This window comes from Phreatobacter stygius (genome assembly GCF_005144885.1).
GTDB lineage: Bacteria > Pseudomonadota > Alphaproteobacteria > Rhizobiales > Phreatobacteraceae > Phreatobacter > Phreatobacter stygius.
Genome location: NZ_CP039690.1, coordinates 3691982 through 3717262 on the forward strand (window position 1 = coordinate 3691982; position 25281 = coordinate 3717262).

29 protein-coding genes and 1 tRNA gene are annotated in these 25281 nt (G+C 67.0%); 19 read left to right on the forward strand and 11 right to left on the reverse strand.

Going from position 1 to position 25281, the window contains the following annotated elements; translation table 11 throughout:
* The first annotated feature begins 124 nt into the window (after window positions 1–124).
* Window positions 125–361, forward strand: coding sequence for a hypothetical protein (locus E8M01_RS17405; RefSeq protein WP_136961278.1), 237 nt, complete (start codon window positions 125–127; stop codon window positions 359–361).
* 86 nt (window positions 362–447) lie between these two features.
* On the forward strand, window positions 448–612 hold the full coding sequence (locus E8M01_RS35095) for a hypothetical protein (protein ID WP_170181945.1): 165 nt from the start codon (window positions 448–450) through the stop codon (window positions 610–612).
* On the opposite strand, the gene E8M01_RS17410 is transcribed toward E8M01_RS35095, so the two are convergent.
* Window positions 602–1120 (reverse strand): thioesterase family protein, encoded by a 519-nt coding sequence (locus E8M01_RS17410; RefSeq protein WP_136961279.1) that lies wholly within the window; start codon window positions 1118–1120, stop codon window positions 602–604. The genes E8M01_RS35095 and E8M01_RS17410 overlap by 11 nt on opposite strands.
* 169 nt (window positions 1121–1289) lie before the next feature.
* On the opposite strand from E8M01_RS17410, the gene E8M01_RS17415 reads away from it, so the two are divergent.
* Window positions 1290–2696: an FAD-binding oxidoreductase gene (locus tag E8M01_RS17415; protein ID WP_136961280.1), complete on the forward strand. Its 1407-nt coding sequence runs from the start codon at window positions 1290–1292 to the stop codon at window positions 2694–2696.
* Window positions 2697–2776: 80 nt separating this feature from the next.
* Here the strand turns inward: E8M01_RS17415 and E8M01_RS17420 are convergent, their stop codons facing one another.
* Together E8M01_RS17420 and E8M01_RS17425 are read right to left on the reverse strand one after the other, a co-directional pair.
* Window positions 2777–3082 carry a hypothetical protein gene (locus tag E8M01_RS17420; protein WP_136961281.1) on the reverse strand — a complete coding sequence of 102 codons (306 nt, stop codon included), beginning with the start codon at window positions 3080–3082 and terminating at the stop codon, window positions 2777–2779.
* Between the two features lie 245 nt (window positions 3083–3327).
* The gene (locus E8M01_RS17425; RefSeq protein WP_246088824.1) at window positions 3328–4254 is read right to left on the reverse strand and encodes a LysR family transcriptional regulator; all 927 of its coding nucleotides are present in this window, start codon (window positions 4252–4254) and stop codon (window positions 3328–3330) included.
* 108 nt (window positions 4255–4362) lie between these two features.
* Between E8M01_RS17425 and E8M01_RS17430 the strand changes: the two genes are divergently transcribed.
* Together E8M01_RS17430 and E8M01_RS17435 are read left to right on the forward strand one after the other, a co-directional pair.
* Window positions 4363–5235 carry an NmrA family NAD(P)-binding protein gene (locus tag E8M01_RS17430; protein WP_136961282.1) on the forward strand — a complete coding sequence of 291 codons (873 nt, stop codon included), beginning with the start codon at window positions 4363–4365 and terminating at the stop codon, window positions 5233–5235.
* A gap of 82 nt (window positions 5236–5317) precedes the next feature.
* The gene (locus tag E8M01_RS17435; RefSeq protein WP_136961283.1) at window positions 5318–5590 is read left to right on the forward strand and encodes a DUF2798 domain-containing protein; all 273 of its coding nucleotides are present in this window, start codon (window positions 5318–5320) and stop codon (window positions 5588–5590) included.
* Window positions 5591–5647: 57 nt separating this feature from the next.
* Here the strand turns inward: E8M01_RS17435 and E8M01_RS17440 are convergent, their stop codons facing one another.
* Window positions 5648–5956: a hypothetical protein gene (locus E8M01_RS17440; RefSeq protein ID WP_136961284.1), complete on the reverse strand. Its 309-nt coding sequence runs from the start codon at window positions 5954–5956 to the stop codon at window positions 5648–5650.
* A 373-nt stretch (window positions 5957–6329) separates the two neighbouring features.
* On the opposite strand from E8M01_RS17440, the gene E8M01_RS17445 reads away from it, so the two are divergent.
* From E8M01_RS17445 to E8M01_RS17475, 7 genes are all read left to right on the forward strand, one after another.
* A complete protein-coding gene (locus E8M01_RS17445; protein WP_425467656.1) occupies window positions 6330–7334 on the forward strand; it encodes a TRAP transporter substrate-binding protein in 1005 nt (334 codons plus the stop codon).
* Complete coding sequence (locus E8M01_RS17450; protein ID WP_136961285.1) at window positions 7331–9373, forward strand: sensor histidine kinase; 2043 nt, start codon at window positions 7331–7333, stop codon at window positions 9371–9373. Before E8M01_RS17445 ends, E8M01_RS17450 begins: the two co-directional genes overlap by 4 nt.
* 23 nt (window positions 9374–9396) lie before the next feature.
* Window positions 9397–11151, forward strand: coding sequence for a sensor histidine kinase (locus tag E8M01_RS17455; RefSeq protein ID WP_136961286.1), 1755 nt, complete (start codon window positions 9397–9399; stop codon window positions 11149–11151).
* The gene (locus E8M01_RS17460) at window positions 11148–11870 is read left to right on the forward strand and encodes a response regulator (protein WP_136961287.1); all 723 of its coding nucleotides are present in this window, start codon (window positions 11148–11150) and stop codon (window positions 11868–11870) included. The genes E8M01_RS17455 and E8M01_RS17460 overlap by 4 nt, the downstream gene beginning before the upstream one ends.
* 292 nt (window positions 11871–12162) lie before the next feature.
* Window positions 12163–12543 (forward strand): hypothetical protein, encoded by a 381-nt coding sequence (locus E8M01_RS17465; RefSeq protein ID WP_136961288.1) that lies wholly within the window; start codon window positions 12163–12165, stop codon window positions 12541–12543.
* Window positions 12544–12640: 97 nt separating this feature from the next.
* Window positions 12641–13231 (forward strand): L,D-transpeptidase, encoded by a 591-nt coding sequence (locus E8M01_RS17470; RefSeq protein WP_136961289.1) that lies wholly within the window; start codon window positions 12641–12643, stop codon window positions 13229–13231.
* A 259-nt stretch (window positions 13232–13490) separates the two neighbouring features.
* A tRNA-Phe gene (locus E8M01_RS17475) sits at window positions 13491–13566 on the forward strand.
* A gap of 115 nt (window positions 13567–13681) precedes the next feature.
* Here the strand turns inward: E8M01_RS17475 and E8M01_RS17480 are convergent.
* Complete coding sequence (locus tag E8M01_RS17480; RefSeq protein ID WP_136961290.1) at window positions 13682–14308, reverse strand: hypothetical protein; 627 nt, start codon at window positions 14306–14308, stop codon at window positions 13682–13684.
* 373 nt (window positions 14309–14681) lie between these two features.
* Between E8M01_RS17480 and E8M01_RS17485 the strand changes: the two genes are divergently transcribed.
* Window positions 14682–14933, forward strand: coding sequence for a GlsB/YeaQ/YmgE family stress response membrane protein (locus E8M01_RS17485; RefSeq protein ID WP_136961291.1), 252 nt, complete (start codon window positions 14682–14684; stop codon window positions 14931–14933).
* Between the two features lie 111 nt (window positions 14934–15044).
* Here E8M01_RS17485 and E8M01_RS17490 read toward each other — a convergent pair whose 3' ends face one another.
* Window positions 15045–15482, reverse strand: a complete 438-nt coding sequence (locus E8M01_RS17490; protein WP_136961292.1) for an Lrp/AsnC family transcriptional regulator — start codon at window positions 15480–15482, stop codon at window positions 15045–15047.
* 119 nt (window positions 15483–15601) lie between these two features.
* Between E8M01_RS17490 and E8M01_RS17495 the strand changes: the two genes are divergently transcribed.
* Entirely contained in the window at window positions 15602–16168 is a 567-nt protein-coding gene (locus E8M01_RS17495) for a cysteine hydrolase family protein (RefSeq protein WP_136961293.1), read from the forward strand.
* A 187-nt stretch (window positions 16169–16355) separates the two neighbouring features.
* Here E8M01_RS17495 and E8M01_RS17500 read toward each other — a convergent pair whose 3' ends face one another.
* Window positions 16356–16544: a hypothetical protein gene (locus E8M01_RS17500; protein ID WP_136961294.1), complete on the reverse strand. Its 189-nt coding sequence runs from the start codon at window positions 16542–16544 to the stop codon at window positions 16356–16358.
* 28 nt (window positions 16545–16572) lie between these two features.
* A complete protein-coding gene (locus E8M01_RS17505; RefSeq protein ID WP_136961295.1) occupies window positions 16573–16818 on the reverse strand; it encodes a hypothetical protein in 246 nt (81 codons plus the stop codon).
* A 241-nt stretch (window positions 16819–17059) separates the two neighbouring features.
* Here E8M01_RS17505 and E8M01_RS17510 point away from each other — a divergent pair, with 241 nt between their 5' ends.
* Complete coding sequence (locus E8M01_RS17510; protein WP_136961296.1) at window positions 17060–17542, forward strand: YbhB/YbcL family Raf kinase inhibitor-like protein; 483 nt, start codon at window positions 17060–17062, stop codon at window positions 17540–17542.
* Between the two features lie 174 nt (window positions 17543–17716).
* Here the strand turns inward: E8M01_RS17510 and E8M01_RS35275 are convergent, their stop codons facing one another.
* From E8M01_RS35275 to E8M01_RS17525, 3 genes are all read right to left on the reverse strand, one after another.
* Complete coding sequence (locus tag E8M01_RS35275) at window positions 17717–18121, reverse strand: hypothetical protein (protein WP_211596656.1); 405 nt, start codon at window positions 18119–18121, stop codon at window positions 17717–17719.
* A 249-nt stretch (window positions 18122–18370) separates the two neighbouring features.
* Window positions 18371–19312, reverse strand: coding sequence for a glycine/sarcosine/betaine reductase selenoprotein B family protein (locus E8M01_RS17520; RefSeq protein ID WP_136961297.1), 942 nt, complete (start codon window positions 19310–19312; stop codon window positions 18371–18373).
* Window positions 19313–19395: 83 nt separating this feature from the next.
* Complete coding sequence (locus E8M01_RS17525; protein ID WP_136961298.1) at window positions 19396–20355, reverse strand: LysR family transcriptional regulator; 960 nt, start codon at window positions 20353–20355, stop codon at window positions 19396–19398.
* A 133-nt stretch (window positions 20356–20488) separates the two neighbouring features.
* On the opposite strand from E8M01_RS17525, the gene E8M01_RS17530 reads away from it, so the two are divergent.
* From E8M01_RS17530 to E8M01_RS17545, 4 genes are all read left to right on the forward strand, one after another.
* The gene (locus E8M01_RS17530; RefSeq protein WP_136961299.1) at window positions 20489–21394 is read left to right on the forward strand and encodes an SDR family oxidoreductase; all 906 of its coding nucleotides are present in this window, start codon (window positions 20489–20491) and stop codon (window positions 21392–21394) included.
* Window positions 21391–22887, forward strand: a complete 1497-nt coding sequence (locus tag E8M01_RS17535) for an AMP-binding protein (RefSeq protein WP_136961300.1) — start codon at window positions 21391–21393, stop codon at window positions 22885–22887. Before E8M01_RS17530 ends, E8M01_RS17535 begins: the two co-directional genes overlap by 4 nt.
* 107 nt (window positions 22888–22994) lie before the next feature.
* Window positions 22995–23975 (forward strand): Bug family tripartite tricarboxylate transporter substrate binding protein, encoded by a 981-nt coding sequence (locus E8M01_RS17540; protein ID WP_136961301.1) that lies wholly within the window; start codon window positions 22995–22997, stop codon window positions 23973–23975.
* Between the two features lie 442 nt (window positions 23976–24417).
* The gene (locus tag E8M01_RS17545; RefSeq protein ID WP_136961302.1) at window positions 24418–25260 is read left to right on the forward strand and encodes a DUF3313 domain-containing protein; all 843 of its coding nucleotides are present in this window, start codon (window positions 24418–24420) and stop codon (window positions 25258–25260) included.
* Window positions 25261–25281: the final 21 nt, after the last annotated feature.

Genomic DNA, 25281 nt, shown 5'->3' on the forward strand with positions numbered 1-25281 from the left:
AAAGCCGGCAGGGCTGATGGTGCAGTGCACAATCTTGCGAATCTGCTGCACTGCACCAAAATAGGGATAGTCGAAAGGGAGGAAGCCTCGAGGTCGTCCACTCGCTTTCAGAGGAGAGAAGACCATGGCCACCATCACACTCGACAAGCTTGGCACCGACGCCGCCCCGGCTCCGACCAGGCGCAGCTTGAAATCATTCCTGCGTGCCGGCTACGAGGCATTTGTCGAGGCGCAGCAATTGCGCGCCCAGACCTATGTCAACGGCTACCTGGCGCATCTGTCGGACGAGGAACTTGCCGGTCTCGGCATGACCCGTACCCAGATGATCCGCCGCACGCGCAGCATGATGTCCAGCTTCTGACATCGACCATGCGGCGGTCCCGCTCGCGGGGCCGCATCATCCTGTTTGAACCCCGCGGTCATTGACCCGGGGTCTCGGAGTTTCCCATGTTGATCGCGGTGATTGCCCATCTGCTGCGCGAGCGCGACCCGAGGCGCGCCGCAGCGCGTGCCTTGCGTGCCGATCGCGCGGCCGTGCCGGTCGACGAGCTCGGGCGCGCCGGCATCCTGCGGACGCTTGCCGGTTCGTTCACGCTGCCGTTCAACCGCTGACGGCAGCCGCCTTTCGCGGGATGCCGATGGTCCGGCCGACGCCCTCGGGCGTGCCGCGCCCGGCGGTCTGCTGTTTCCAGATCCCGAGCTTGGTCATGACGTCGTCCGGAAACGGCGCGACCTTGCGTGTCGTCATGTCGACATGCAGCGAGATGGATTCCATGGTGGCCGACAGCCAGCGCCCGTCGGCATGCACCAGTTCCATCCAGTAGTGGATGCGCTTGGCGTCGAAATCGAGCACTTGCAGCCTGACCTGGACCGGATCGGTCAGGTGCAGTTCGCGCAGATAGCGCACGTGAAGCTCGGCGGCGAAGAAGCCGAGCTGCCGCTCCCTGACATAGGATTCGGCCAGCCCCTGGCTTTCGAACAAGAGGTCGATGCCCTCGTCGAACAGCTTGACGTAAAACGCCACGTTGAGATGGCCGTTATAGTCGATCCAATCCGGCCGGATCGCCAGGCGCGGCGTGATGGGGAGTCCGGTTTCCGGGCAGAGGTCGATCGTGGTCATGATATCGGATTAAGCGAGCCGCGCGCCGCCGGCAATCCCGTCGAACGACAGCCATCCGCGCGCTGCCGGCGCTTCCGCGCCGCCGGCCGCCCGGCTAAGCTCGCCGCTTGCCCAAGACGAGAGCGCTCGAGACAAGAGCGCTTGAGCGCAAGGTCCCGAGGAGCATTCGATGTCCGCGTCCGCCAGAACCCGCCCGTCTCCCGAGGTCCTGAGCGCCGTCACGGCCGAATTGCAGGCGCTGTTCGGCAATCGCGCGGTGACCTCGGAAGCGGTACGCCAGCAGCATGGCCACACGCTCACCGTCATCGCCAACCAGCCGCCCGACATCGTGGTCTTCCCCCAGGACGTCGACGATTGCGTCGCGGTGATGAAACTGGCCGCGAAACATGATGTGCCGGTCATTCCGTTCGGCACCGGCACCTCGCTCGAGGGCCATGTCAACGCGCCTCATGGCGGCATTTCGGTCGATACCTCGCTGATGAAGGCGATCATCGAAGTTCATGCCGAGGATCTCGACGTGGTGGTCGAGCCGGGGGTCACGCGCAAGCAGCTCAACGAATATCTGCGCGACATGGGACTGTTCTTCCCGATCGATCCGGGCGCCGACGCGTCGATCGGCGGCATGGCGTCGACCCGCGCTTCCGGCACCAACGCGGTGCGCTACGGCACGATGAAGGACAATGTCATCGCGCTGGAGGTGGTGCTGCCGAATGGCGAGGTGATCGAGACGTCGCGGCGCGCCAAGAAGAGCTCGGCCGGTTATGACCTCACCCATCTGTTCGTCGGCTCCGAAGGCACGCTCGGCCTGATCACCAAGGTCACGCTGAAGCTGCACGGCATTCCCGAGGCGATTTCGGCTGCGGTCTGCTCGTTCCCGTCAGTCAAGGCCGCGGCCGATACCACCATCGCGGCGATCCAGTCCGGCATTCCGCTGGCCCGCATCGAGTTGCTCGACGAGGTCCAGGTCAGGGCGGTCAATGTCTATTCCAAGCTGGCGCTGCCCGAGAGCCCGCTGCTGCTGCTGGAATTCCACGGCACCGACGCCGGCGTCGCCGAGCAGGTCGAGCGGTTCCGCGCGATTGCCGACGATTTCGGCGGCGGCAATTTCGAATGGGCCGTCAAGGCCGAAGACCGCACCCGGCTGTGGCAGGCGCGCCATGACGCTTATTGGGCAGCCCTGGCGCTCCGGCCCGGCACCAAGAGCCAGTCGTCCGATGTCTGTGTGCCGCTGTCCAGGCTCGCCGAATGTATCGACGAGACCAAGAAGGACATCGTCGAGACCGGCCTGGTCGCGCCGATCGTCGGTCACGTTGGCGACGGCAATTTCCACGTCCTGCCGCTGATGGACGAAAATGATCCGGCCGACGTCGCACGCGTCACGGCCTTCATGGGCCGGATCGTCGATCGCGCGCTCGCCATGGGCGGCACCTGCACCGGTGAACATGGCGTCGGGCAGGGCAAGATGAAATATCTGAAGGCGGAGCACGGCGCCGCCGCGCTGGCGCTGATGGGGGCCTTGAAGCGCGCGGTCGATCCGGCCGGCATCATGAACCCGGGCAAGATCGTCGCCGGTTGACCTGGCGGGCCTTGCGCGAGAGGCCCGGCACGCGAGGCCTGACTGGCTCGCGCGCCGAACGTCATGTCAGGGGGAAACCCTCAGAAGGTGCAACCCATCGGCGCCATGGCCTGCTTCATCTGCTCGGCCTGCATGGTGCAGGCCTGCTGCAGCTGGGCGCGCGTCTGCGGATTGGCGGCGAGCGCCTTCCACTGGCTGCGCATCTGGGCGATCTGCTGGGTGAGGACGGGGCGCTGCGCGGCCGGGGCCCTGGTGGTCACGCAGGTCTCGTAGCTGGTGATGAACCGGTCGCACTCGGGCACCCCGACATCATCGGCGGCGCGTGCATTGACGTTGGAAAAGACAAGAAGGCCGGCTGCAAGGCCAAAAATAACACGGGAGATCATTGGGATTGCTCCAGATGAGGATCGTCAAGGCGAAGGTTGATTAAAATGATTTCAAAGAGTTTGGCCCTTCACCATTGCTGTTGACGGAATTCTACTCTCTGGCTGTGTTCTCATTCACGCCACCAGAGCAGCATTCTCTCCGCTGACCTGGTCAGAAGAGAACGAATCCGTCGCGGCCGTTATGACGTAGGAGAGATGACAAGGCAACGACGGGTTGTCGCCGCGCCCCGGAGTCGCGCGGCCACCTAGAGCCGCTCGGCCTTCAGTTCGGCCGCCAGGAAATCGATGAACAGCCGGCTCTTGGCAAGCGGCAGCCGGCTGGCCGGCCACACCACGTGAATGGGAGCCCGCGGCGGTTCGAAGGCTTCCAGGACAATGTCGACCACACCCTGATCGACCAGGTCGCGGATCTGCCAGAGCGGGGTGAAGCCGATGCCGAGCCCGAGCGCCACGGCCTGATAGGTCGCCGCGGTGCTGTCGGCGCGAAAACGGCCGGTGACTTTGACCGCCCTGTGCCGGCCGTCGATGAGGAACGGCCATGTGTCGGCATCGGCACCGGCGGTGCGGACGATGCAGCAATGCCCGGCCAGCGCGTCGGGGTGATCCGGCCGGCCCTGCCTGGCGAAATAGGACGGCGCGCCGAAGACCACCCGGCGAAGCGCGCCGAGGCGTTTCGCCATCAGGTCGGTGTCGGGCAATTCGCCGATGCGCACCGCCAGGTCGAGGTTGTCGTCCTGCAGGTCGGCGAAGCGGTCCGAGAGCTTCAGCGAGATCTCGATTCGCGGGTGGCGTTCCATGAACCGGGCAATGATCGGCACGAGTTGCGCCGGGCCGAACAGAACCGGCGCGCCGATCGTCAAATGCCCCGACGGTTCGGCGCTGCGGCTGGCGGCTTCGAGCCGCGCGCCGACGATCTCGTCGAAGGCCGGCTTGACCCGCCGATGGAAGGCGAGCCCGGCATCGGTTGGATGGGACTGCCGGGTGGTGCGCCGGATGAGCTCGACGCCAATGCTCTGCTCCAGGGTCGCCAGCGACCGGCTGACCGCCTGCAGGGACCGGCCTAGCCGGCGCGCCGCGGCCGTCAGGCTGCCCGCTTCGACGACAGCCAGGAAGGCTTCGAGGTCATCGATCTTGTCCAGAACATCCTCCCGAATATCGAGAGAATATATCACAAATTTCAAATCTACCGCCGATTTTCAGGGGTCACTATTTCAAGCCTCGATGCGAGCGGGACCGCCCTGACCGGCTCCAGCCATCGCCAGAAACGAGGATCAAGACCCATGTCGACACATCATCCGACCGTCCTGGTCGTCGGCGCCGCCGGCCGCTTCGCCGGCCTCGTCGTGCCGGAACTGGTCCGGCGCGGCGCCACTGTTCGCGGCCTCGTCCGCAACCAAGCCGCCGCGGCCATGGCGCGCGGCCGGGGTGCGGCCGAGATCGCCATCGGCGATCTGCGCGATCCGGAAAGCCTGGATCGGGCGCTGGCCGGCGTCGACGGTGTTTTCCATATTGGCCCGGCTTTCGCGCCTGACGAGACCGGGATGGGTCTCAACACGGTGGCGGCGGCCAAACGCGCGGGGGTGCGGACCTTCGTGTTCTCGTCCGTGATCCAGCCGACCTTCACGCCGCTCGCCAACCATGCCAGCAAGATCCCGGTGGAAGCGGCGCTCTTCGCCTCGGGCCTGCGCTACACCATTCTGCATCCGACCAATTTCATGCAGAACATCGGCGCGGCCTGGCCCGGCGTCCTGGCCCAGGGGGTCTTTGCCGAACCCTTCCCGAAGACCGCCCGGGTTGCGCGCGTCGACTATCGCGACGTCGCCGAGGTCGCGGCGATCGCCCTGACCGAGGATCGTCTGGCTTATGGCTCATTCGATCTCTGTGCCGAGGGCATGCCGAACCGCGAGGACATCGTCGCCATCATGAGCGATGTGCTCGGGCGGCCGATCACGGCCGGCGAGCCGAGCTTCGCGGATTGGGCGGCGCGCGCCAGCCTGCCGCTCGACGCCGACCAAAAGCGGCTGCTGGCGCTGGTCCATGGCCATTACGCGGCCCACGGCTCCGGCGGCAATAGCCTGACGCTGCGCGCCCTTCTCGGCCGCGAGCCGCGGTCGCTGCGCCGCTACATCGAAGAGCTCGCCGCTCGAGCCTGAGGCACGCGCAACCCCGTTCGCATGACCGCCCACCAGGACCGGCCGAACCGCCGGACGTCAGCCCATCGCTACGAGGTCCACAATGACATCCGTTCCAAATTCCGCCGGCTGGAAGCTTCCCGCCCGCTATGCCGCCGTGGCCATGCCGCTGATCCTGTCGGTCTTCATGTCGGCCGTGGTCTCGGCCATTGCGACCTTGAAGAGCATCGGCCTGGTCGAGGGCATCGCCTGGATCTGGCTCAGGGCCTGGTCGGTATCCTGGCTTGTCGCCTTTCCGACACTGATCGTCGCCCTGCCGGTCGTTCGCCGGATCGTCGCGGCGATCGTTCAGCCGCCGGCAAGTGGCCGCCGATAGGCGCGACGCGGTGCGGCGAGGGGCGGGCGGCGGGCCGGGACCCGGCCCGCCGCCACGCTATTGGAACGTGCAGCCGAACGGCTCCAGCCCGCGCCGCATCTGGGCGCCCTGGGTGCGGCAGACCTGCTCGAGCTGCGCCCGCGTCTGCGGGTTCTCGGCCAGCGATTTCCAGCTGGCCCGCAATTGCGCCACCTGCTGGGTAAAGGTGACGCGATGGTCCGCCGGCACTTTGGTGGTGACGCAAGCCTCATAGCTGGTGATGAACTGGTCGCAATCGGGGATGCCGATCGTCTCGGTCGAGCGGGCGGCGCCGGAAACGTGCACGAGCACGCCGACAGCGAGCGCGAGGGCCAGACGGGATACCATGCGGGTATTCTCCTGGGGGCAGGCAATGACACTTCAAGACGGTGGCGCAGCCTGATCGAGGGCCCCGCCGATTGCCGGCGAAATTGCCCGCTGCGCATTTCCGCAGGATGTCGTCGCGCGGTTCGGCCGGGGGCCTTTGTTTCGTCGGAGACGATTTGAGAAACATTTGAAGCGTCGCGGCGGCCGCCGTGACACGGAGGCGAAACCGAGGGCGCATAGGCTCGCCGCCGCGCGCTCGGGAGGGCCTGGCATCGGCACGGCTTCCCGGCGGCTTCCGCGCGGGCAGCGCGGTAGCGAAGGACCTGCGTTCTGTGGCATGCTCGCCACGGTTTGCGGCAGTCCCGGTCGCCACCACCGAGGTGGAGAGGATCACATGGTCGAAAGGCGCGAACGCAGGAACCGCCGCGCGGTTCTGACGATGATCGCGTTCGGAGCCGCCGTCCTGGCGGCGGCCGCCCCGTCGGCCGTGGCGCGCGAGTTCCGCGTCGCCGATACCCAGGCCGCCGACTATCCGACCGTCCAGGCGCTCGAACGCATGGGTCAACTGGTGCGCGAGCGCACCCAGGGCCGCCACAGTCTCAGGATCTTCCATTCGCGCCAGCTCGGCGAGGAAAAGGAAACGATCGAGCAGACCCGCATTGGCGCCATCGATATCAACCGCACCAATGTCGCGCCGCTGGCGAGCTTCATCCCCGAGGCGAATGTGCTGGCGCTGCCCTTCCTGTTCCGCTCGGTCGAGCATCTTCACCGCGTGCTCGACGGACCGATCGGCGAGGAAATCCTCGCCCGCTTCGAGGTTCACGGCCTGGTTGGCCTGACCTTTTATGATTCCGGCGCCCGCTCGATCTACAATTCCGTGCGGCCGATCCGGACCGTCGACGATCTGAAGGGCCTGCGCATCCGGGTGCAGCAGTCCGAGATGATGGTCGAGATGATGCGGGCGCTCGGCGCCGAGCCGGTGGCTTTGCCTTATGGCCAGGTCAATGTCGGCCTGTCGACCGGGCTGATCCAGGGCGCCGAGAACAACTGGCCTTCTTATGTCACGACAGATCATTTCCGCAGCGCCCGCTATCTGACGCTGACCGAGCACACCATGAGCCCGGAGGTGCTGGTTGTCTCCAAGCGGGTCTGGGAGGGCCTGTCGGCCGAGGACAAGGCGATCTTCCGGGACGCCGCGCGTGAATCGTCGCGCTCGATGCGCGAGCAATGGCTGAAACTCGAACAGACCTCGCGCCGGGAAGCCGAGGTGGCCGGCGTCAATGTCGTCACGCTCGCCGACCGCAGCGGCTTTGAACGGGCGGTTTCTGGCCTTGTCGGGCGTTTTGCCGGCGAACCCGGGCTTGCGGCGCTGGTCGAGCGGATCCGCCAGGCGCAATGATGGACGCGACCACGGCAAGGCGGGTTGTGGTCCGTCCCGCCATCCGGTCGTTGCGGGGACGCCTGGATGCGGCCTCGCAGACGCTTCGGCATATTCCGGTGCGCTGGCGCATCGCCACCGTCGTCATCCTCAACCTCGCCTTCATTGGCCTCCTGCTGCTGCTGATCGGCTCGGGCGCCGGAGCGATCCGCTCGGCCTGGAACGAATTGCAGGATGCCCGGCGCATCGATCGCCTGCTCGCCTCGATCGAAAACGAGGCCGGCCGCCTGCAGACCCTGATCCACCGCTATTTCGCGCTGCCCAACGACGTCGTGCTGAACGACATCGAGGCGCGCCGCAAGGCGCTGCTGGCCAAGCTCGCCCTGGAGAAGGAGATCGATCTGGCGCTGCAGAACCCGGCGCGCTCGGTCACCAGCGTCACCGAACGGTTCATGCTCGGCTTCGATGAATTGCGCAGCGTGCGCGAGACCATCTCGTCGATCTATGAGAACGAGATCCGCAAGCCGGCGAGCGAATTGTCCCAGCTCTACGCCGTGGTCGAGGCGGCCATGAGCAACCGCGCCTCGCTGATCGCACCCTCGCTCGGCAAGTCGCGCGAGGCCTTTTCGGTCTTCCTGGTGGCGATCAACGACTATTACCTGACCCAGTCGGTGCAGGCCCAGCGCGAGGCCTCCTCGAGCATCGAAGTGATCCAGGCGACAGCGCCGGTCATGATCGATCTCGCCGAGACCGAGTTCCAGAAGGCGGCGGTGCAGACCCTGCGCGAGCGGACCGACGCCCTGCGCGCCGGCTTCGGCCGCCTGGTCACCGTGCTCGGCATGCAGAACCGGCTGCTGCAGGTCGAGATCGACGGCAATCAGGCGGTCATGGCAACCGTCATCCAGGAGGTCGCCGAACGCGTCCGCTCCCACGAGGATGCGGCGCAGGAGCGCCTCGACCGCACCCTGCGCTCGGTCTTTGTCCAGGCGGTCGGCGTTGCCGGCCTGTTCCTTCTGTTCGTCGCGGCGATCTGGGCCTTGATCGCGCGCTCGATCCGGGTGCCGCTCGACGACCTCGCCGGCAGCATGGCCAATATCGTGCGTGGCGATCTCGCCCGCCCGCCCGCCGGCCTGATGGCCGGCGATGATATCGGCCGCATGGCGCGCGCCGTCGAGGTGTTCCGCCAGAACGCCATCGAGAAGCAGCGCGCCGAACTGGACCTGGTGGCCGCCAAGGACCGGGCCGAGACCGCGCTCGCCCATTTGCGCGAGACCCAGGAGAGCCTGATCGAGGCCGAGAAGCTTGCGGCTCTCGGCGGCCTGGTCGCCGGCGTCGCCCATGAGGTGAACAACCCGATCGGCATCAGCCTGACGGTCGCCTCCACGCTGGCCCGCCGGATCGACGATTTCGGCCGGGATGTCGAGCGTGGTGAGCTGCGCCGGTCGAAACTGACCGAATTTGTCGAAGGCAGCCGCGAAGCGGCGGCGCAGCTGTCGATGAACCTGCAGCGCGCCGGCGAGATGGTGCAGGCGTTCAAGCAGGTGGCGGTCGACCGCAGCCATGCCGAGCGGCGCTCCTTCGATCTCGCCGAGGCCACCGACCAGATCGTCGCCAGCCTGCGGCCGACGCTCAAGCGCGGCGGCGTCAGGCTGAATGTCTCGGTGCCCGAGGGCATCGTGCTCGACAGCTATCCCGGCCCTTATGGCCAGGTGGTCACCAATCTCTTCATCAACGCCCTGACCCACGCCTTTCCGGAGGGCCGCAAGGGCACGTTCCGCATCGTCGCCGAGGCTGCCGCCGGCGACACCGTGGTCGTCACCTTCCAGGACGACGGCGCCGGCATGACGGAAGCCGTCCAGCGTCAGGCCTTCGATCCGTTCTTCACCACCAGGCGTGGCGAAGGCGGCACCGGCCTTGGTCTCAACATCGTCTTCAACATCGTGACGCGCCGCCTCGGCGGCCGCATCACGCTGTCTTCGGTGCCCGAGCGCGGCACCACCTTCCGTATGGTCCTGCCGCTCAGCGCGCCGCAGGAGCCCGCCGAACGTCCCCCGGCCTGATGCCGTCCGATCCGAGTGCCCTCATGAACGACAAAGACCGCGACGACGATCTGATCCATGTGGTTGAGGATGGACCGAAGGCGCCGCTGCGCGAGCAGCACCGCTGGAAGGTGGCGATCATCGACGATGATCCGGCGGTTCATTCCGGCACGCGCTACGCGCTCTACGATTATGAGCTGGCCGGCGCCGGCCTCGAGCTTCTGTCCGCCTATTCGGCCGCCGAGGGCAGGGCGCTGCTCGCGGCCCATCCGGACATGGCGGTGGTGCTGCTCGACGTCGTGATGGAAAGCGACGGCGCCGGCCTGGAACTGGTCCAGCAGATCCGCAACGTGCTCAAGAACGACACGGTCAGGATCATCCTGCGCACCGGCCAGCCGGGCCAGGCGCCCGAGCGCCAGGTGATCGTCGATTATGACATCAACGACTACAAGGCGAAGACCGAGCTGACCGCCGACAAGCTGTTCACCGCGCTGACCGCCGCGATCCGCAGCTACCAGCAATTGATGCGGCTGGTCGAAACCCGCCGCGGCCTCGAACTGATCGTCGACGCGGCGTCCGAACTGTTCGACCTGAAATCCATGCGCAAGCTCGCCGAGGGCGTGCTGACCCAGATCGCCGGGCTGATCCAGGCTCATTGCGAGGGCATATTGGTGCTGCGCGAGGACCAGCGCGACGGTTATGCCATCCTCGCCGGATCGGGTGTCTATGCCGGCGTCGTCGGCACCGGCGAGAGCGGTCTCGACAAGACCATGGCCGATCTCGTCGGCTCGGCCTTCGAGCAGCGCTGCCACACCTTCCGGGGTGAACAGACCATGCTCTACATCAAGACCGCCAGCGCCCGCGAGGTGGTGGTCGCCCTCCGCTCCGACCGGCCGCTGTCGGAGACCGACCGCACTTTGGTCGCGGTGTTCTGCGGCCGGCTGTCGACCGCCTTCGACAATGTCATTCTCTACGAGCAGCTGCAGGCGGCCAACGAGACGCTGGAGCAGCGGGTGGGCGAGCGGACGCGCCAATTGACCGGCGCCAATGAGCGGCTGACCGCGCAATGGACCCGGCTGAAGCGCACCAACGACCACAAGGCCGAGGTGCTGGGCACGGTCGCCCATGACCTCAAGAACCCGCTGGGCGTCATTCTCGGCCGCTCCGAGATGATGCGCGAGCTGCTCGAGCTGGCGCCGCCCAATATCGAGCGCGCCAAGGCGCAGATCGAACAGGTGCGCTCCTCGGTCGCGCGCATGACCACCATGGTCGACGGACTGATCAACGATGCCATGCTGGATGCCGAGGACATCGTGCTCAGGCTCGCCGATATCGACACGGTGACGGTGATCGCGGCGGTCATCGACGCCAACCGGCCGCTCGCCGAGCGCAAGCAGCAGAACCTTGTCTATGACGGTCCGCGGACCCTCGCCGGCCGCGCCGACCCGGACCGGATCCGCGAGGCGATCGACAATCTGGTCTCCAACGCGATCAAATATTCGCCGCCGGGCGGGCGCATCGCGGTGGCGCTGTCGACCGGCGAGAACGGTCATCGGGTGGCGGTGACCGACAGTGGTCCGGGCCTGTCGCCGGAAGACCATGACCGCCTGTTCGGGCGGTTCCAGCGGCTCTCGGCCAAGCCGACCGCGGGCGAAAGCTCGACCGGCCTTGGCCTGTTCATTGCGCGCCGCATCGTCGAGCTGCATGGCGGGCGCATCACCGCGGCGAGCCACGGCCCGGGCGAGGGGGCCACTTTCAGCCTGACCTTGCCGCCGCCGTCGGCTGGAGTGCCGTCATGACCGCCGCCAACCAGCACATCATGGTGGTCGACGACGAGCCGGCCGCCCGCGACATGGTCGGCGACTATCTCAAGATGCACGGCTTCCAGGTGACGCTCTGCGACGGCGCGGCCTCGCTCCGGCGCGCCATTGCCGCCGGCCGGCCCGACCTGATCGTGCTCGACCTCAACATGCCCGAAGAGGATGGCCTGTCGATCATCCGCGACCTCAAGCGTAATACGCCGGTGCCGGTGATCATGCTGACCGCGACGGCCAGCGCGGTCGACCGGATCGTCGGGCTGGAGCTCGGCGCCGACGACTATCTCGCCAAGCCCTGCGAATTGCGCGAGCTGCTCGCCCGCATCCGTTCGGTGCTGCGCCGGGCGGTGGCGTCGGCCGCCGGCGGCAAGCCGGAAACCAGGGAGCGTGTCCGCTTCGGCACCAAGTGGCTCGATCTCGCCGGCCATATGCTGCGCGACGACGATGGCGCCGAGCACACGCTGACCTCGTCCGAGTTCAATCTCCTGAAGGCCTTTGCCGAGAACCCGCGCCGGGTGCTGTCGCGCGACCGGCTGCTCGATCTGGCCGGCGCGCGCGACCCGGAGGCTTTCGACCGGGCGATCGATGTGCGCATCACCCGCATCCGCAAGAAGATCGAGCCGGATCCGGAAGTGCCGGCCTTCATCAAGACGGTGCGCGGCGCCGGTTACATGTTCCTGCCCGATGGCGAGAAGCGCTGAGGCATCGGCTTGTCGCCCCGCATCGTCTCGCCCGATGGCCCGCTTCTGAAACAAATTCCGGCAGGCTGAAACGCCGGCCGAGAGCCCGCGACACGGCCGGGAAAGCCTTGAAACACTCTGTTTCGATCTGAAATGCGATCGTCTCGTCCAAGACACCGCTACGAAAACACCGCCTCCTAGAACCACATGCAACGCGATGACGCGGTCGGCGCCGGAAGGAATGAACCTTCTTCAAGCCCACCGCTACTCACGTGGAGACCGGCCCGGAACGGGCCATGTGGGGGAGGCAGTCATGACCCGGATGTCGAAGACCTTGGTTCTCAGCGCATTCGCCGCCATCGCTGTCGCCGCGGCCCTGGTGATCCCGCCGGCAAGCCGCGCGGCCGTTTCGCCGGCGCCCGGCCTGACCCACGCTTTCTCGTCGGCCGACATCGATCACGCTCACCGCGCGTTCGACGGCTTCAAGAACCAGCTCGACGGTGCGCCTCGCCCCGCCGCGACCCAGGGCCAGGCCGCCATGATCCAGGGCGACCGTGCCGACGCCGCCAGCCGGGGCGTCTGCGCCCAATATACCTGGCCGCATATTCCCCGGACCTGCCAGACCGCGGCCAATGGCCGGGAACTGCGTCAGATCCGCACCGTGACGGTCGACACTGTCGCCGCCACCCGCTGATACCGATCGCAGTCGCGATCCCGATCGCAATCGCGATCCCTTCGCAGTCGCATCCCAGCTCATCTTGACCGAACACCGCGCTCCCAGGAGACCTCCGATGCGCCGCCTTGCTCTCGCCGCCGCCCTGTCGCTCGCCGCTTTCGCCGGCACCTCGGCCCAGGCCGCCCCGAATTTCATGATCGACCCCGATACCCGCCAGCCGATGATGACCGCGCCGCTGATGCAGCAGGCGCGCTCCCAGGCCCAGGCCATTCCGCGCGAGGTGGTGAGCTTCACCGGGGCTTATGCGCCGGGCACGGTCGTGGTCGATACCAATTCCCGCCGCCTCTTTTACGTGCTGCCGGGCCGGCAGGCGATCAGCTACGGCATCGGCGTCGGCCGGCCGGGCTTCGAATGGGGCGGCAGCCAGCACATCACGCGCAAGCAGGAATGGCCGGATTGGCGCCCGCCGGTGCAGATGTTGCAGCGCCGGCCGGACCTGCCGCGCTTCATGGCCGGTGGCCCGCAGAACCCGCTCGGCGCTCGCGCCATGTATCTCGGCTCGTCGCTCTACCGCATCCACGGCTCCAACGAGCCGCACACCATTGGCCAGGCCGTGTCCTCCGGCTGCATCCGCATGCTGAACGACGATGTCGTCGATCTGTACAACCGCGTCCAGGTCGGCACCCGCGTGGTCGTCCTGCGCTGATTTCCTCCTCCGTGCATGCCCCGCATGACCTCCAACTGCCCCGGTCGCCGTCAGGCGCCCGGGGCATTTTTCTGTGCGCAGCGCTGCCTGATCATGGCTGGTTTCGACGCCTGTCGGGCCCCTGGCAGGACCCCTGCATCAACATCCTGATTTTTCGATGCGATTGTGCGTGCCGGAAGGGTGGACAGGACCGAAACGAGACCCTATAACCCCGCTCGCTCGCGTCGCGCCGTCATCGAACGGTCGCGTTGCGTGCGGCGCCCGGGTAGCTCAGTTGGTAGAGCATGCGACTGAAAATCGCAGTGTCGGTGGTTCGATTCCGCCCCCGGGCACCACTCTAAATCAAGCACATAGCTGACTTTCCGCTGGACGACGTTGGAACGGGCGTTGGAAGTCTCGTCTCGTGGCGTCTCGGTGGTGCCAGCATCGGTGTGGATCAGGGCTGCCCGATCATCGGCGCTGCTCCCAGTCTTGAACCGTCGATAGGGGAGCGCCGACCAAGGCGCCCGCTTGTTTCGCCAGAACGGCGATCGAATGCCCGACGACATGCGGCTCTCGGTCGAAATACCGTAATCCGATGCCGAAACGCGTAACCGCCCTCCACGATACGAGCCCCTCTAGCCGGAACCATAATGGGTTGCGCCAGTGAGGCGTTCGCAGGCCTATTTCTACGCGCTGAAGCACTCCCATCTGGCCGTGGCGGAAATTCACAGTCTCGATCTCCGACCACGGGATCCACAGGTCCGAGAAACGGCGATCGAGCAGCCCGGCGCGCGTGATGCTGACAACGCTGCCCTTTTGCCTGTTGTCGATGAGGCCGGACAATCCAACAATGAAGGACACGCAGCCGAGGAGAACGAACAGATAGTCTGCGGCCGGCAGTTTCGGAAATCGGCTGATTGCCCCGCCCGCCATGAGGCCGCCGAAGGCGACCAGAAACAGCGCGACAAGCGGAGCTTGCGGGGCCATTTTTGCCTCGATGGGAAGTTGGACGATCTCGGTTGGCGTGGTCGTTTTGGCCAATCCGTCCATCGCGCCCGGAATCGCGAGTTCATCGGCGCCGTCAATGCCGTCCATACTTGGCAACCTCTCAGCCCTGAGGCTACCGGCCGGCCGTTCATATTCGGTGAAGTGAGGGAGTGGCACGAGACCGTCACGCAGAACACGGGTGCACCACCTCCCGTGAAAGCCGGGCTATTTGCGCCGGATCGAGATCATGACCGGTAAGTTGCGTGAGACCGTCACGCGCAATTTGACCCCGTATAGGAAGACGGAGCTGTCCGGGTTTCTCAGGGCGTCGATGATCTGATGACGCCCCGCCCTTCGGGTGGATCCAGGGTTGGCCGGGCCGGCCGCGTGCGTCAAACATCGAAGGTTCCGACGTGGCGGTCCCACGGAACCATTGTCGGCCCGCGGTGTTGTCCCGATGCTTCGGCAAGGAGGGGCAGACATGAATGAGACTCAGATCGGCTGGATCGCAGCCATTATCGTTGGCGGCTTCGCCGGTTGGTTCGCTCAGATGTTCATGCGCGCCAATACCGGCATCCTGGGCAACGTCGTCCTTGGTGTCGTCGGCGCCGCGGTCGCCAGCGCCCTGCTGGGGCTGTTCGGCGTGTCGTTTGCCGGCACGCTCGGCTATCTGGTCGCCGGTTTCATTGGCGCCTGCATCCTGATCGGCGTCGGCCGGGCGGTGCGTGGATAGCTGGATGGCCGGAGCCGGCGCTCCGGTGAGGCCGGAGGGAACGCCCGAAATCACGGCCCGCGTTGCCCGTCATGGCAATGCGGGCTTGTCGTGCGATCGACCGGCATGGGTCTAACGCCCGTCGAAATGGCTGCGCAGGACGAGATGAGTGGTCGCATCGGCGACACCCGAGGTCGAGGCGATCGCCTGACGAACCTGGTCGAGTGCGACGGTCGAGGCGCAGTCGACCGTCAGCATCAGGTCGATCGCGCCGGCGAGCGACTGGCAGGCGAGGATTTCCGGGATGCCGGCGAGCCGCGGTACGACATGGTCGCAATTGCGCCCCGGCGTGAAGCTGACCGCGATCAGCGCGCGCACCGGGGCCGCTTCGGCGGCCTGGCCGAGGCGCACGGTATAGCCGAGGATGACGCCGTCGCGTTCAAGACGGCGCAGCCGTTCCTGCGTCGCGCTGCGCGACAGCCCGACACGGCGGGCGAGCGCGACCAGACTTTCGCGCGCATTGCGGCGCAGCGCGGCGATCAGCCCGCGATCCCGGTCGTCGAGCGGCACGGCGATTGTCCTTAGCGATGACCAAAGGACCGGCACTCTGGCGGAGGACACGACATCTTGTCGAGTGCGGCCGGCGCAATCGCCGGGCAAGCTCCCAGGGCCGAATGAAGGGCTCGCCGATGCTGTCGGACCAGACCGCCGCACTGTTGCCGATCGACATGCAGAAGGCCTTCGACCAGCCGCCTTGGCCACCGCGCTGGAACCGCGAGCTCGACCGCAACGGCCACGCTTTGCTTGCCGCCTGGCGCCGGGCCGGCCGGCCGATCCTGCATGTCCGGCATGATTCGGTGCAGCCAGGGTCCAGCCTGCGCCCGGGCGAGCCCGGCCATGGTTGGCGCGAGGGCTTTGCGCCTCGAGGTGACGAACCCATGATCGCCAAGAGCGTCAATGCCGCCTTCATCGGCACCGATCTCGATTTGCGGCTGCGCCGGCTCGGCGTCACCACGATCGTGGCCTTCGGCCTTTCGACCGATATGTGCGTCTCGACCAGCATTCGCGTCGGCGCCAATCTCGGCTACCGGATGATCCTGGCGAGCGACGCCTGCGACTGTTTCGATCTGCCTGATGGCCAGGGCGGCGTCATTCCGGCGGCGGCCATCCACGCCGCCCATGTCGCGACCTTGAGGTTCGAGTTCGCCACCGTCGCGACGACGGCCGAACTCCTCGCCGCGGCCGCCGCCGCTTGAAACCGGCCCATGACGACGGAGGCCGCTCGCTGGGAGCGACCTCCGGGACGTCGTTCAGTTCGGCGTCGACCGAAACGTGCTTGTCAGCGGTCTCCGTCGAACACGGGTGACGCGGACCATATGAGGTAACCGCCAGGCGGGCGGCAGGGTTGCCGGCCGGAGTTCCTTTTGCGCTGGCGCCTGTCGCTCAGCAGTGCCCTGCCGCGCGCATTGCCAGGTCCCTGGCGAAATGAAGCTCGGCCGCGCGCTCGAGATGAAGGATGCTGCGGCAGAAGACCTTGGTCTCGGAGCCCCGCCCCGGACCGATCTCCTGGACGGCGACGATCTCGCCGGTCGCCCTCACCGTCACGAGGTCGCCGACGTCAAGCCTGTTCATGACCGCTCCTCGCCGTCGTTCTCCGGCCTCACAACGCGCTCGTCCACAGCACGGTATAGAGGCCGAGGGCGACGACCGCCGCTGCCAGGCTGACAATCAGCACGAACAAGACCGGAAAGCCGGCAGGGCCCTGCCGTGCCGTGTCGGTGGTGATGATCTGGGGACCGGGCGCGGCTTCCGACGGCGGCGTACGGATATTGTCGGGCTCGACGAAGCTGCTCTGCGAGCGCTGGTCTTTCGTCCTGTCCGGCGGTTTGCGCAGGATCGTGGTCATGGGGGAACTCCTTCTGTGCAGGAGCAACCCGGCCCGTCGGGCAAGAGTTCCGTAGCTTCGGGATTTGGCCGCCGGAAAGCGGCATCGCGACCCTCTGCCGCCTTGCCGGGCCCGGCCTTGGCAAGGCCGGTGGTGGTCGCGGGCACGCGTCCGCGGCACGGCAGCGTGCGTGTGGCCGGAACTCTGGCGCAAGAGCCGGGTTTTCCAAGACATTGCCACTGCCGGCGAGAGGAGGATTGCCATGGCCTTCATGCTTGAAAGCCCCGCCTTCCCCAATGGTGGATCGATCCCGCGAAAATATGCGCGAGAGGGCGCAAATCTCTCGCCACCGCTCAGGTGGAAGGAGGCGCCACCCGAGACGAGAAGTTTCGCGTTGATCGTCGAAGATCCCGATGCCCCCTCCGGCGTGTTCCGGCATTGGGCGATCTACAACATCGACCGCCAGCGCGATCAACTGCCCGAGGGCACGACGCGCGGAGCCAAGACCGAGAGCCTGGGGCACGGCGTCAATGATTTCGGCAACGCCCACTATGACGGGCCGCAGCCGCCGCGCGGGCACGGCATTCACCACTACCATTTCCGCCTCGCGGCGCTCGATGTCGAGACGCTGAAACTCGGCGAGGGCGCCCGGGTCGACGCCGTCTGGGCGCGCGCCCGCCCGCATATCATCGCCGAGGCGGAACTGATCGGGACCTTCGAGAGCAGCCAGCCGAACGACAGGTGACCCTGCAACCCGAACGCATCCGGCGGAGGAGGCATCGGCGGAACTGGCGCCGGACCGTCTGACCCCCCGGCGGGGGCCCTTGGGCCGCAAAAAAACCACCCCGGCCCTGCGGGGCCGAGGCGGGTTGATTGTCGCGCCGTCCCGCCGTGTTGCGGCCCGGCCGGCGAAGCCGCGTTATTCGCAGATGCGGACGTTGCGGCGCTCCGGCCCATAGGGGCCATCGACCCAGCGGCGCTCGATCCAGCATTCGCGCTGCGAAGCAGCGGCCGCAGCCGCGGCTCCGCCGAGAATCAGGGCTGCCGCTCCGGCGCCGATCAGGGCGCCGTTACCGCCATAGCCGCGTCCACGATGGTGGTGGTGGTGTCCGTGGCGATGCCGATAACCGCCATGGCGGTGACCGCTATGATGCCGGCGCTGCATTTCGACCGGCGATTGATCCTCGAGGACCGTGCCCACCGCGAAGCGCTCGCCCATTGGGGCGGCTTGGGCGGCGGACGACGGCAAAATCAATGCGGCACACAGCGCCAGGGCGCCTGCAGCGGCCGATAAAGTGAATCTCTTGTCCATTGCAACGTTCACGGAACGCTCTCCTGAAACGGTACGAATCAAGTACCTTTGCACAAGGAAGCCAGATATTTCGTGGCTGGCGATCCTAGAGTTTGATCTCTTACGTAGCGAAAATCCAGAAAAATATTTGAAACAAAGGCACGCGGCCGCCGGTTAACGCTGATTGCGCAGCCTTGATACCAACCAGAGAAGAGCATGCGGCGAACGAGTAGGCTGTGCAAAACCGGCCTGCTTACCTGGGCTGTGCTTCGTATTGCCTGATCAGCAGCCGGCGGCCCGGCCGTCGCTGCGGATCGTCTTGGCGATGGCTTTCTGCCGGTCGTTCTCCGCGCGCTGGCGGGCGATTTCTTCGGCCGGGATCCGCGCCGGATTCATGAAGTCACGTTTCCAGTCGGCGCTGGCGCTCCAGCGCTGCGGCGACTGCATGGTGGTGCGTGCGCCCGGCGCGGCTTCCAGCAGGTCGAGGGCGAGCGCAAGCGTCTGGCGTTGCGACACCGGGTTCTTCGGCCGGCCGGCGGAATTGCCGAGTGGAAAGTCGCTGAACAGGAAGCGCGGCACGCCGACGAATTCGACGATGTCCTTGGCGCATCCCATGACCACGGTGGCGATGCCGTTCGCCTCCAGATGTCGCGCCACCAGGCTGACGGTCTGGTGGCAGACCGGGCAGTTCGGCACCAGCACGACGGCATCCACGCCATCGGCCCGGCAGCGCTCGAGGATTTCGGGCGCGTCGGTCTCGATCGTGGTCTTCTGGCTGCGATTGGTCGGCGCGCCGTGAAACCGCGGTGCGAGCGCGCCAATGCGCCCCTCCGCCGCGAACTGCCGAAGCAGCGGCAGCGGGAACCAGCTGTTCGGATCCTCGGCCGTCGTGTGGGTCCGGTCATAGGCTATGTGGGAGATCCTGACGTCGTGATCCTCGTCCGACCGCCCGGAATAGGCCGCGTAGAACTTGGCCGAAGCGTTATAGGCCGCCCCGGGTCCCTGATCGCCCTTGTCGGCCTGATAGGGGGCCGCGGTCGTGACCAGGGCAACCCGGCTCTGCGTCAGCGGCTTCGCCAGCGGCTGGAACGGCACATGGTCGTAATGCGCCCAGCGATAGGGATTGCCGTAGCCAAGCGTCAGATAATAGTCGCGGGTCCGCTGCATATAGGCGATCGGCTGATCGTCGTCGGGCGCAAATCCGAGATTGTCGTCGGCCGTCATGGATCATCGCCTCCTTGGGCCGCCAATCATGCCATCGATGAGCTTGCCGGTGCGACAGGCAAATCAGCACGGCGGCCGCGCGGTCAGGAGCGGGGCAATGCCGCGCTCTCGGTGCCGGCCGGCGGCGGGCGGCCGGCGCGCCGGGCCAGCGCCCAGTCCGGCACCGAGGCGCGCAGGAATTCGACCAGCGCACGAACTGCCGGTGCCGGATGTGCGGTCGGTGTGGTCAAGAGCAGGATCCGGTCGCCCGGACCGATGACCTGATAGTCGGTCAGCAGCGCCATCAGCCTGCCGTCGCTTATCGCCGGATCGGCCATGTAGTCCGGCAGCATGCCGATCCCGGCGCCGGCCATCAGCGCGTCCTGAAGGAACAGGAAATCCTCGGCCTGCACCCGCGGCACCACCGACAGGATGCGGTTGCGGCCGTTCCGCCTGAGCTGGATGACGTGGTCGCGGCCGGCCGGCGGCGGCGCGACGATGGCATGGCCGGCGAGATCGTCGGGGTTCGCAACCGGCAAGGCCTCGACAAGATCAGGCGCGGCGCAGAGCCGCCATTCGACCGGGCACAGTTCGCGCGCCACCACGGTATCCGGCGGATCCGACATGATCCGGACGGCGACGTCGATATTGCCGGCGATGAGGTCGCCGACCCGGTTGGAGAAGCTGACCTGCAGCGTGATGTCCGGATAGCGCGCCAGGAAGTCGATGAGGACCGGCGCCAGCACGAGGCGGCCGAGGCCGGTCGGCACGCTCAAGCGGACATGGCCGCGCGGATGTTTGGTATGCCCGGCCATGGCCGCCTGCACCGCGCTGGCATCCTCGCGGATCCGGATCGCATGCTCATAGGCCGTGCGGCCGGCATCGGTCAGGTCGACGCGCCGGGTGGTGCGGCGCAACAGTTGCGCGCCCATCTGCCGTTCCAGCACCTTCAAGCGCTGGCTGATGCTCGACCGCGACACGCCGAGGCGTTTCGCCGCCCGGCTCAGATTGGGGGTCTCGGCGATCTCGGCGAACAGCAGAAGCAGGTTGAGGTCGACAGCCATTGTCGGATTTCAATTGTCCAGCTTTGCTTCACAGTGATGTCGAGCTTGCTCGGATTGTCCTGAGATTATGCCGACGTAGAATGACGTCAACAACAAGCAAACGAGCCGAGCTCGACCAGGGAAGGAGACTGTCATGTTCAGGCAAGATCTGTTCGCCGGCCAGCGCGTGCTGATCACCGGTGGTGGCACCGGTCTCGGCCGCGCCATGGCCGGGCGCCTGCTGGCGCTCGGCGCGGAAATCCACATTTGCGGCCGCCGCACCGCGGTTCTCGAAGAGACCGCCACGGCCCTGATGGCCGAGCATGGCGGCAAGGTCGCCTGGCATGCCGTCGATATCCGTGATCCCGACGCGGTGGACGCGATGGTCGAGCGGATCTGGACCGAGGCCGGGCCGCTGACGGCGCTGATCAACAATGCCGCCGGCAATTTCATCAGCCGGACCGAAGACCTGTCGCACCGTGGCTTCAACGCCATTGCCGACATCGTGTTTCGCGGCACCTTTTATGTCACCCAAGCCGTCGGCAAGCGCTGGATTGCCGGCGGCACCGGCGGCGCGGTGCTGTCGATCGTGGTGACCTGGATCTGGACCGGCTCGCCTTTCGTCGTTCCCTCGGCCATGTCGAAGGCCGGCATCGACGCCATGACCAAGTCGCTGGCGGTCGAATGGGGCCGCTACGGCATTCGCCTGAACGCCATCGCGCCGGGCGTCATCCCGACCGAGGGCGCCATGAAGCGGCTGCGCCCGGCCGAAGCCGGCGAGGAGGATGTGGCCCGGCGGAACCCGCTCGGGCGGGTCGGCACCGAGGCCGATCTCGGCGATCTCGCGGCTTTCCTGCTGGCACCGGGAAGCGGCTGGATCAACGGCCAGACCATTGCGCTCGACGGCGGCGACTGGCTCGCCAACCGCGCCTATTTCACCGACTATCTGGCCTGGGGTGATGCCGAGTGGCAGGCCGCGCGCGCGCGCATCACCGCCCAGAACACCACCGACAAGGCCGGCCGCGACGCGCCGGCGTCGTCGTCGGAGCCGCGGTCATGACGGCCGCGCTGCGTTTCGGCGCCACGGAACGGTCTGCGGCGGAGCTTGAGGATAGGGGCCGCCGGCTCGCCGGCGGCCTTGCCGCTCTCGGCCTGAAGGAGGGCGACGTGGTTGCCGTCCTCCTGCGCAATGATCCGGTCTATTTCGACGTGATCCATGCCTGCCGGATCGGCGGTTTCACCTATTGCCCGGTCAACTGGCATTTCACGCCGGCCGAGATCGGCTTCCTCGTCAGCGACAGCGGCGCCCGTGCGATCATCGGCCATGCCGACCTGCTGGCGGCCGCAGGCGAGGTCTTGCCGCAAGCTCTGCCGGTGCTCGCCGTGGGCGCAACCCTGGCCGCCGGCCTGCAGGATTATGAAGGCTGGCTCGCGGCCTCGGGGCGCTATGCCGGTCCCGTGGTCTCGCCGCGCGGCCACATGGCCTATACCTCGGGCACGACCGGCCGGCCGAAAGGCATCGTTCGCCAGGCCGTGCCGCTCGGCGAGGCCGAAGCGTCGCAGCAGCGCGCCAGGGCGGTGGCCGAAATCGCCTTCGGCATCAAGCCGGGCTGCCGGGCGCTGATCCCGGCGCCGCTCTATCACAGCGCGCCGAGCCTGATCGCCCAGATGGCGCTGCAGCAGGCCGAGCTGGTCGTGCTGACTCAGCGCTTCCGCGAAGAGGAGGTGTTGGAACTGATCGAAGAGCACCGGATCGACGTGGTCTATCTGGTGCCGACCATGTATGTGCGCCTGTTGAAATTGCCGGCGGAGACGCGCGCCCGTCACGACCTGTCTTCGCTGCGCTTCGTCGCGTCCACCGGGGCGCCCTGCGCGCCCCAGGTGAAGCGGGCGATGATCGACTGGCTCGGACCGGTGATCCATGAGACCTATGCCTCGAGCGAGAGCGGCATGATCACGGTCATCGGCTCGCAAGAAGCGCTCGCCCGTCCGGGCAGCAGCGGTCGTCCGATCGGCGAGGCCAGGATCGCCATCCTGACCGAGGACGGCCGGGACTGCGCCACCGGTGAGATCGGACTGATCTATGTCCGCCAGCCGGCCTATCCCGACTTCGTCTATCGCAACCAGCCCGACGCCCGCGGCAAGATCGACCGGGACGGCCTGATCACGCTCGGCGACATGGGTTACCTCGACCCGGACGGTTATCTCTATGTCTGCGACCGCGCTTCCGACATGGTCATTTCGGGCGGGGTGAATATCTACCCGGCGGAGATCGAACACGCCCTGGTCCGCTTGCCCGGCGTGCTCGATTGCGCCGTCATCGGCATCCCGGATGACGAGTTCGGCGAGCAGTTGCTGGCCCTGGTGCTGCCCGAACCTGGCGCCACGCCGGTTCCGGCCGAGCTTGCCGAGCGGCTACGCCAAACCATTGCCGGCTACAAGGTGCCTCGCCGCATCGAGATCGTCGACGCGTTGCCGCGCGACGACAATGGCAAGATCGCCAAGCGCCGGCTGCGCGACGCCTATTGGGCCAAAAGCGGCCGCCAGATCTGAGCCGCGCCCAGGTCTGAGCAGCGCCCAGGTCTGAGGGGCGCCCAGGCTTGAGCAGCCTACGTCTCGATCCAGCCTTCAACGAACAACAATTCCAGGGAGGACTTCTGATGGCACTGCGTTTCACCGGCCGGCTTTTCGGCCTTGCACTCGGCCTTGCCGGCGCCGGCGCCCCGGCGCATGCCGCGGACTATCCGACACGGCCGATCCGTTTCATCGTGCCCTATGCGGCCGGCGGTGCCAGCGACCAGCTGGCGCGCGGCCTTGGCGACATCCTGTCGAGGGATCTCGGCCAGCAATTGGTCATCGAGAACCGGCCGGGGGCCAATACCAGCCTGGGCGCCGAGGCGGTCAGCCGTTCGGAGCCCGACGGCCACACGCTGTTCCTGGCGAGCGGCGCCAACATGGTGCTCAATCCGCTGCTCTACCGCCGGCTGTCCTACAATCCCGACAAGGACCTGCGCCTGATCAGCCTGCTTGCCGAGGTGCCGCTGGTGGTCGTCGTCCATCCCTCGGTGCCGGCGAAGACGCTGGCTGAATTCGTCGCCCACGGACGGCTCCACGGCGACAAGCTGAATTATGCCTCGGTCGGCATCGGCAACCCGCTGCATCTGGCCGCGGAGCGGTTCAAGATGGCCTCGGGCGTGCGCATGACCCACGTGCCCTATCGCGGCAGCGCCCCGGCCCTGACCGACCTGGTCTCCGGCCAGGTGCAGGTGATGTTCGACACGATCTCGAGTTCGCTGCCACATATCCAGGCGGGTAATCTCAGGGCTCTCGCGGTGACCACGCCGGAACGCCTGGCGCAATTGCCCGACGTGCCGACGGTCGCCGAGAGCGGCTATCCGGGCTATCGCGCTTCCGTCTGGTTCGGGCTTGCCGCGCCGCGCCAGATCCCGGATCAGGTCGCCGCCCGGCTTGCCGCGGGGGTCGCCAAGGCGCTGACCGACGAGACGCTGCGCAAGGCGCTGGAGCCCTTCGGTTTCATCGTGCTGAAGGCGCAGACGCCCGACGAGATCGCCCGTTTTATCGCCGAGGAACGGACCCGCTGGGCCGAGACCATCGCGTCCAACAACATCACGCTGGATTAGACGGCGGCTGCCTTCGGCGGCCGTCGCAGGGCGAGAGACGCCGGGATCCCGACGATACTTCACGCCTTGCCGAGAGCGGGCTCGGATGCGGTCGGCAAGGCCGCGGGGCTCCGCCACAAAGCAGGATCCGTGTGCGCTGCCCAGCCCGGCCGGAGGGCCCGGTGCGGTCCGGCCGGCTGTCCCGACCCGTCGGGACAGCCGCGGCGCGCGGTTGAAACATCTCTTAACAACACCGGGCACCTCTTGGCGTTGATCGCCGTGTATCGCTTCAGGCGCGGCATCGACGATGTCTTGTTCGCCTTGGCGGGCGATCGGGAGACAAACCGCCGCCAGGAGCCCCATGGTGAGTGCCGTTCGAGATTTGCGACAGAGCCCGTCCCGCCGCGATCCCGCGGTATCGTGGCCAGAGGCCCACAAGGAGCCGTCAGGCCTTCCGCCGGGCATGCGCGTGCTGTTTGGCCTGCTGCTGCCGCTTGTCGCCGGATGTGCCTCGGTCCCGCTGCAGCGTGCCGGTTCGCTCTCGTCTTACGACCATATGGCGCCTCAGGACGGTTGGTTCACGCGGGCACAGGTGAGCGTGAGCCGGGACGATATCCTGGCCGCGAAGACGATACGCATCGTACCGACGACGTTTGTCGCCTCTGCCCTGCAGATACAACTGCCCGACACGCAACGCCGGCTGGTCGCCAATGCCGTCGATCGATCGCTCTGCATTGGCCTCAGCGACCGGTTTCAGATCGTCACAGGGTCCCAGCCGGCGGACCTGGTGGTCCAGGCGTCCATCACATCCATCGTTCCGACCAATGAAGCTGCGGTTGTCGCGTCGAAGGCTCTCTCGGTCGCAACCTCGGTGGCGACCCATGCCGCCTCGGTGTCGGTTCCGGTGCCGTCGGTGCGAATTCCGATCGGCCTCGGCGGGCTCGCGCTCGAGGCCGAGGCACGCGACGGTGGCGGCACGCAGAAGGCCGCGATGATGTGGGCGCGCGGCGCCAATGCCTTCATCGGCCAACCGCGGGCCTCACCGGCCGGCGATGCCTATGATCTGGCCTCCGCATTCGGCGACGACTTCAGCAAGCTGCTCGTGACCGGCGCAAGCCCGTTCAAGACCATGCCGTCTCTGCCAGCCATGCACCGGGTCGGATCGATGGTTGGCGCGGCGCCGAAGGAAAGTGCGTGCGACGCCTTCGGTCGCGGCGGTGTCGCCGGTCTGGCGGGGGCGGCCATCGGCCTGCCGCCGGAATGGACCGACAATGGCGCGCGGACCGACACCTCGTCGGCGAGATGATCGGCGTGGGGACCGACGGCG

Bases quoted from the DNA above. Each gene is read 5' to 3' on its own strand.
- E8M01_RS17405 (WP_136961278.1), top strand. From the start codon at position 125: ATGGCCACCATCACACTCGACAAGCTTGGCACCGACGCCGCCCCGGCT.
- E8M01_RS35095 (WP_170181945.1), top strand. From the start codon at position 448: ATGTTGATCGCGGTGATTGCCCATCTGCTGCGCGAGCGCGACCCGAGG.
- E8M01_RS17410 (WP_136961279.1), bottom strand. From the start codon at position 1,120: ATGACCACGATCGACCTCTGCCCGGAAACCGGACTCCCCATCACGCCG.
- E8M01_RS17415 (WP_136961280.1), top strand. From the start codon at position 1,290: ATGTCCGCGTCCGCCAGAACCCGCCCGTCTCCCGAGGTCCTGAGCGCC.
- E8M01_RS17420 (WP_136961281.1), bottom strand. From the start codon at position 3,082: ATGATCTCCCGTGTTATTTTTGGCCTTGCAGCCGGCCTTCTTGTCTTT.
- E8M01_RS17430 (WP_136961282.1), top strand. From the start codon at position 4,363: ATGTCGACACATCATCCGACCGTCCTGGTCGTCGGCGCCGCCGGCCGC.
- E8M01_RS17435 (WP_136961283.1), top strand. From the start codon at position 5,318: ATGACATCCGTTCCAAATTCCGCCGGCTGGAAGCTTCCCGCCCGCTAT.
- E8M01_RS17440 (WP_136961284.1), bottom strand. From the start codon at position 5,956: ATGGTATCCCGTCTGGCCCTCGCGCTCGCTGTCGGCGTGCTCGTGCAC.
- E8M01_RS17445 (WP_425467656.1), top strand. From the start codon at position 6,330: ATGGTCGAAAGGCGCGAACGCAGGAACCGCCGCGCGGTTCTGACGATG.
- E8M01_RS17450 (WP_136961285.1), top strand. From the start codon at position 7,331: ATGATGGACGCGACCACGGCAAGGCGGGTTGTGGTCCGTCCCGCCATC.
- E8M01_RS17455 (WP_136961286.1), top strand. From the start codon at position 9,397: ATGAACGACAAAGACCGCGACGACGATCTGATCCATGTGGTTGAGGAT.
- E8M01_RS17460 (WP_136961287.1), top strand. From the start codon at position 11,148: ATGACCGCCGCCAACCAGCACATCATGGTGGTCGACGACGAGCCGGCC.
- E8M01_RS17465 (WP_136961288.1), top strand. From the start codon at position 12,163: ATGACCCGGATGTCGAAGACCTTGGTTCTCAGCGCATTCGCCGCCATC.
- E8M01_RS17470 (WP_136961289.1), top strand. From the start codon at position 12,641: ATGCGCCGCCTTGCTCTCGCCGCCGCCCTGTCGCTCGCCGCTTTCGCC.
- E8M01_RS17480 (WP_136961290.1), bottom strand. From the start codon at position 14,308: ATGGACGGCATTGACGGCGCCGATGAACTCGCGATTCCGGGCGCGATG.
- E8M01_RS17485 (WP_136961291.1), top strand. From the start codon at position 14,682: ATGAATGAGACTCAGATCGGCTGGATCGCAGCCATTATCGTTGGCGGC.
- E8M01_RS17495 (WP_136961293.1), top strand. From the start codon at position 15,602: ATGCTGTCGGACCAGACCGCCGCACTGTTGCCGATCGACATGCAGAAG.
- E8M01_RS17500 (WP_136961294.1), bottom strand. From the start codon at position 16,544: ATGAACAGGCTTGACGTCGGCGACCTCGTGACGGTGAGGGCGACCGGC.
- E8M01_RS17505 (WP_136961295.1), bottom strand. From the start codon at position 16,818: ATGACCACGATCCTGCGCAAACCGCCGGACAGGACGAAAGACCAGCGC.
- E8M01_RS17510 (WP_136961296.1), top strand. From the start codon at position 17,060: ATGGCCTTCATGCTTGAAAGCCCCGCCTTCCCCAATGGTGGATCGATC.
- E8M01_RS17520 (WP_136961297.1), bottom strand. From the start codon at position 19,312: ATGACGGCCGACGACAATCTCGGATTTGCGCCCGACGACGATCAGCCG.
- E8M01_RS17525 (WP_136961298.1), bottom strand. From the start codon at position 20,355: ATGGCTGTCGACCTCAACCTGCTTCTGCTGTTCGCCGAGATCGCCGAG.
- E8M01_RS17530 (WP_136961299.1), top strand. From the start codon at position 20,489: ATGTTCAGGCAAGATCTGTTCGCCGGCCAGCGCGTGCTGATCACCGGT.
- E8M01_RS17535 (WP_136961300.1), top strand. From the start codon at position 21,391: ATGACGGCCGCGCTGCGTTTCGGCGCCACGGAACGGTCTGCGGCGGAG.
- E8M01_RS17540 (WP_136961301.1), top strand. From the start codon at position 22,995: ATGGCACTGCGTTTCACCGGCCGGCTTTTCGGCCTTGCACTCGGCCTT.
- E8M01_RS17545 (WP_136961302.1), top strand. From the start codon at position 24,418: ATGCGCGTGCTGTTTGGCCTGCTGCTGCCGCTTGTCGCCGGATGTGCC.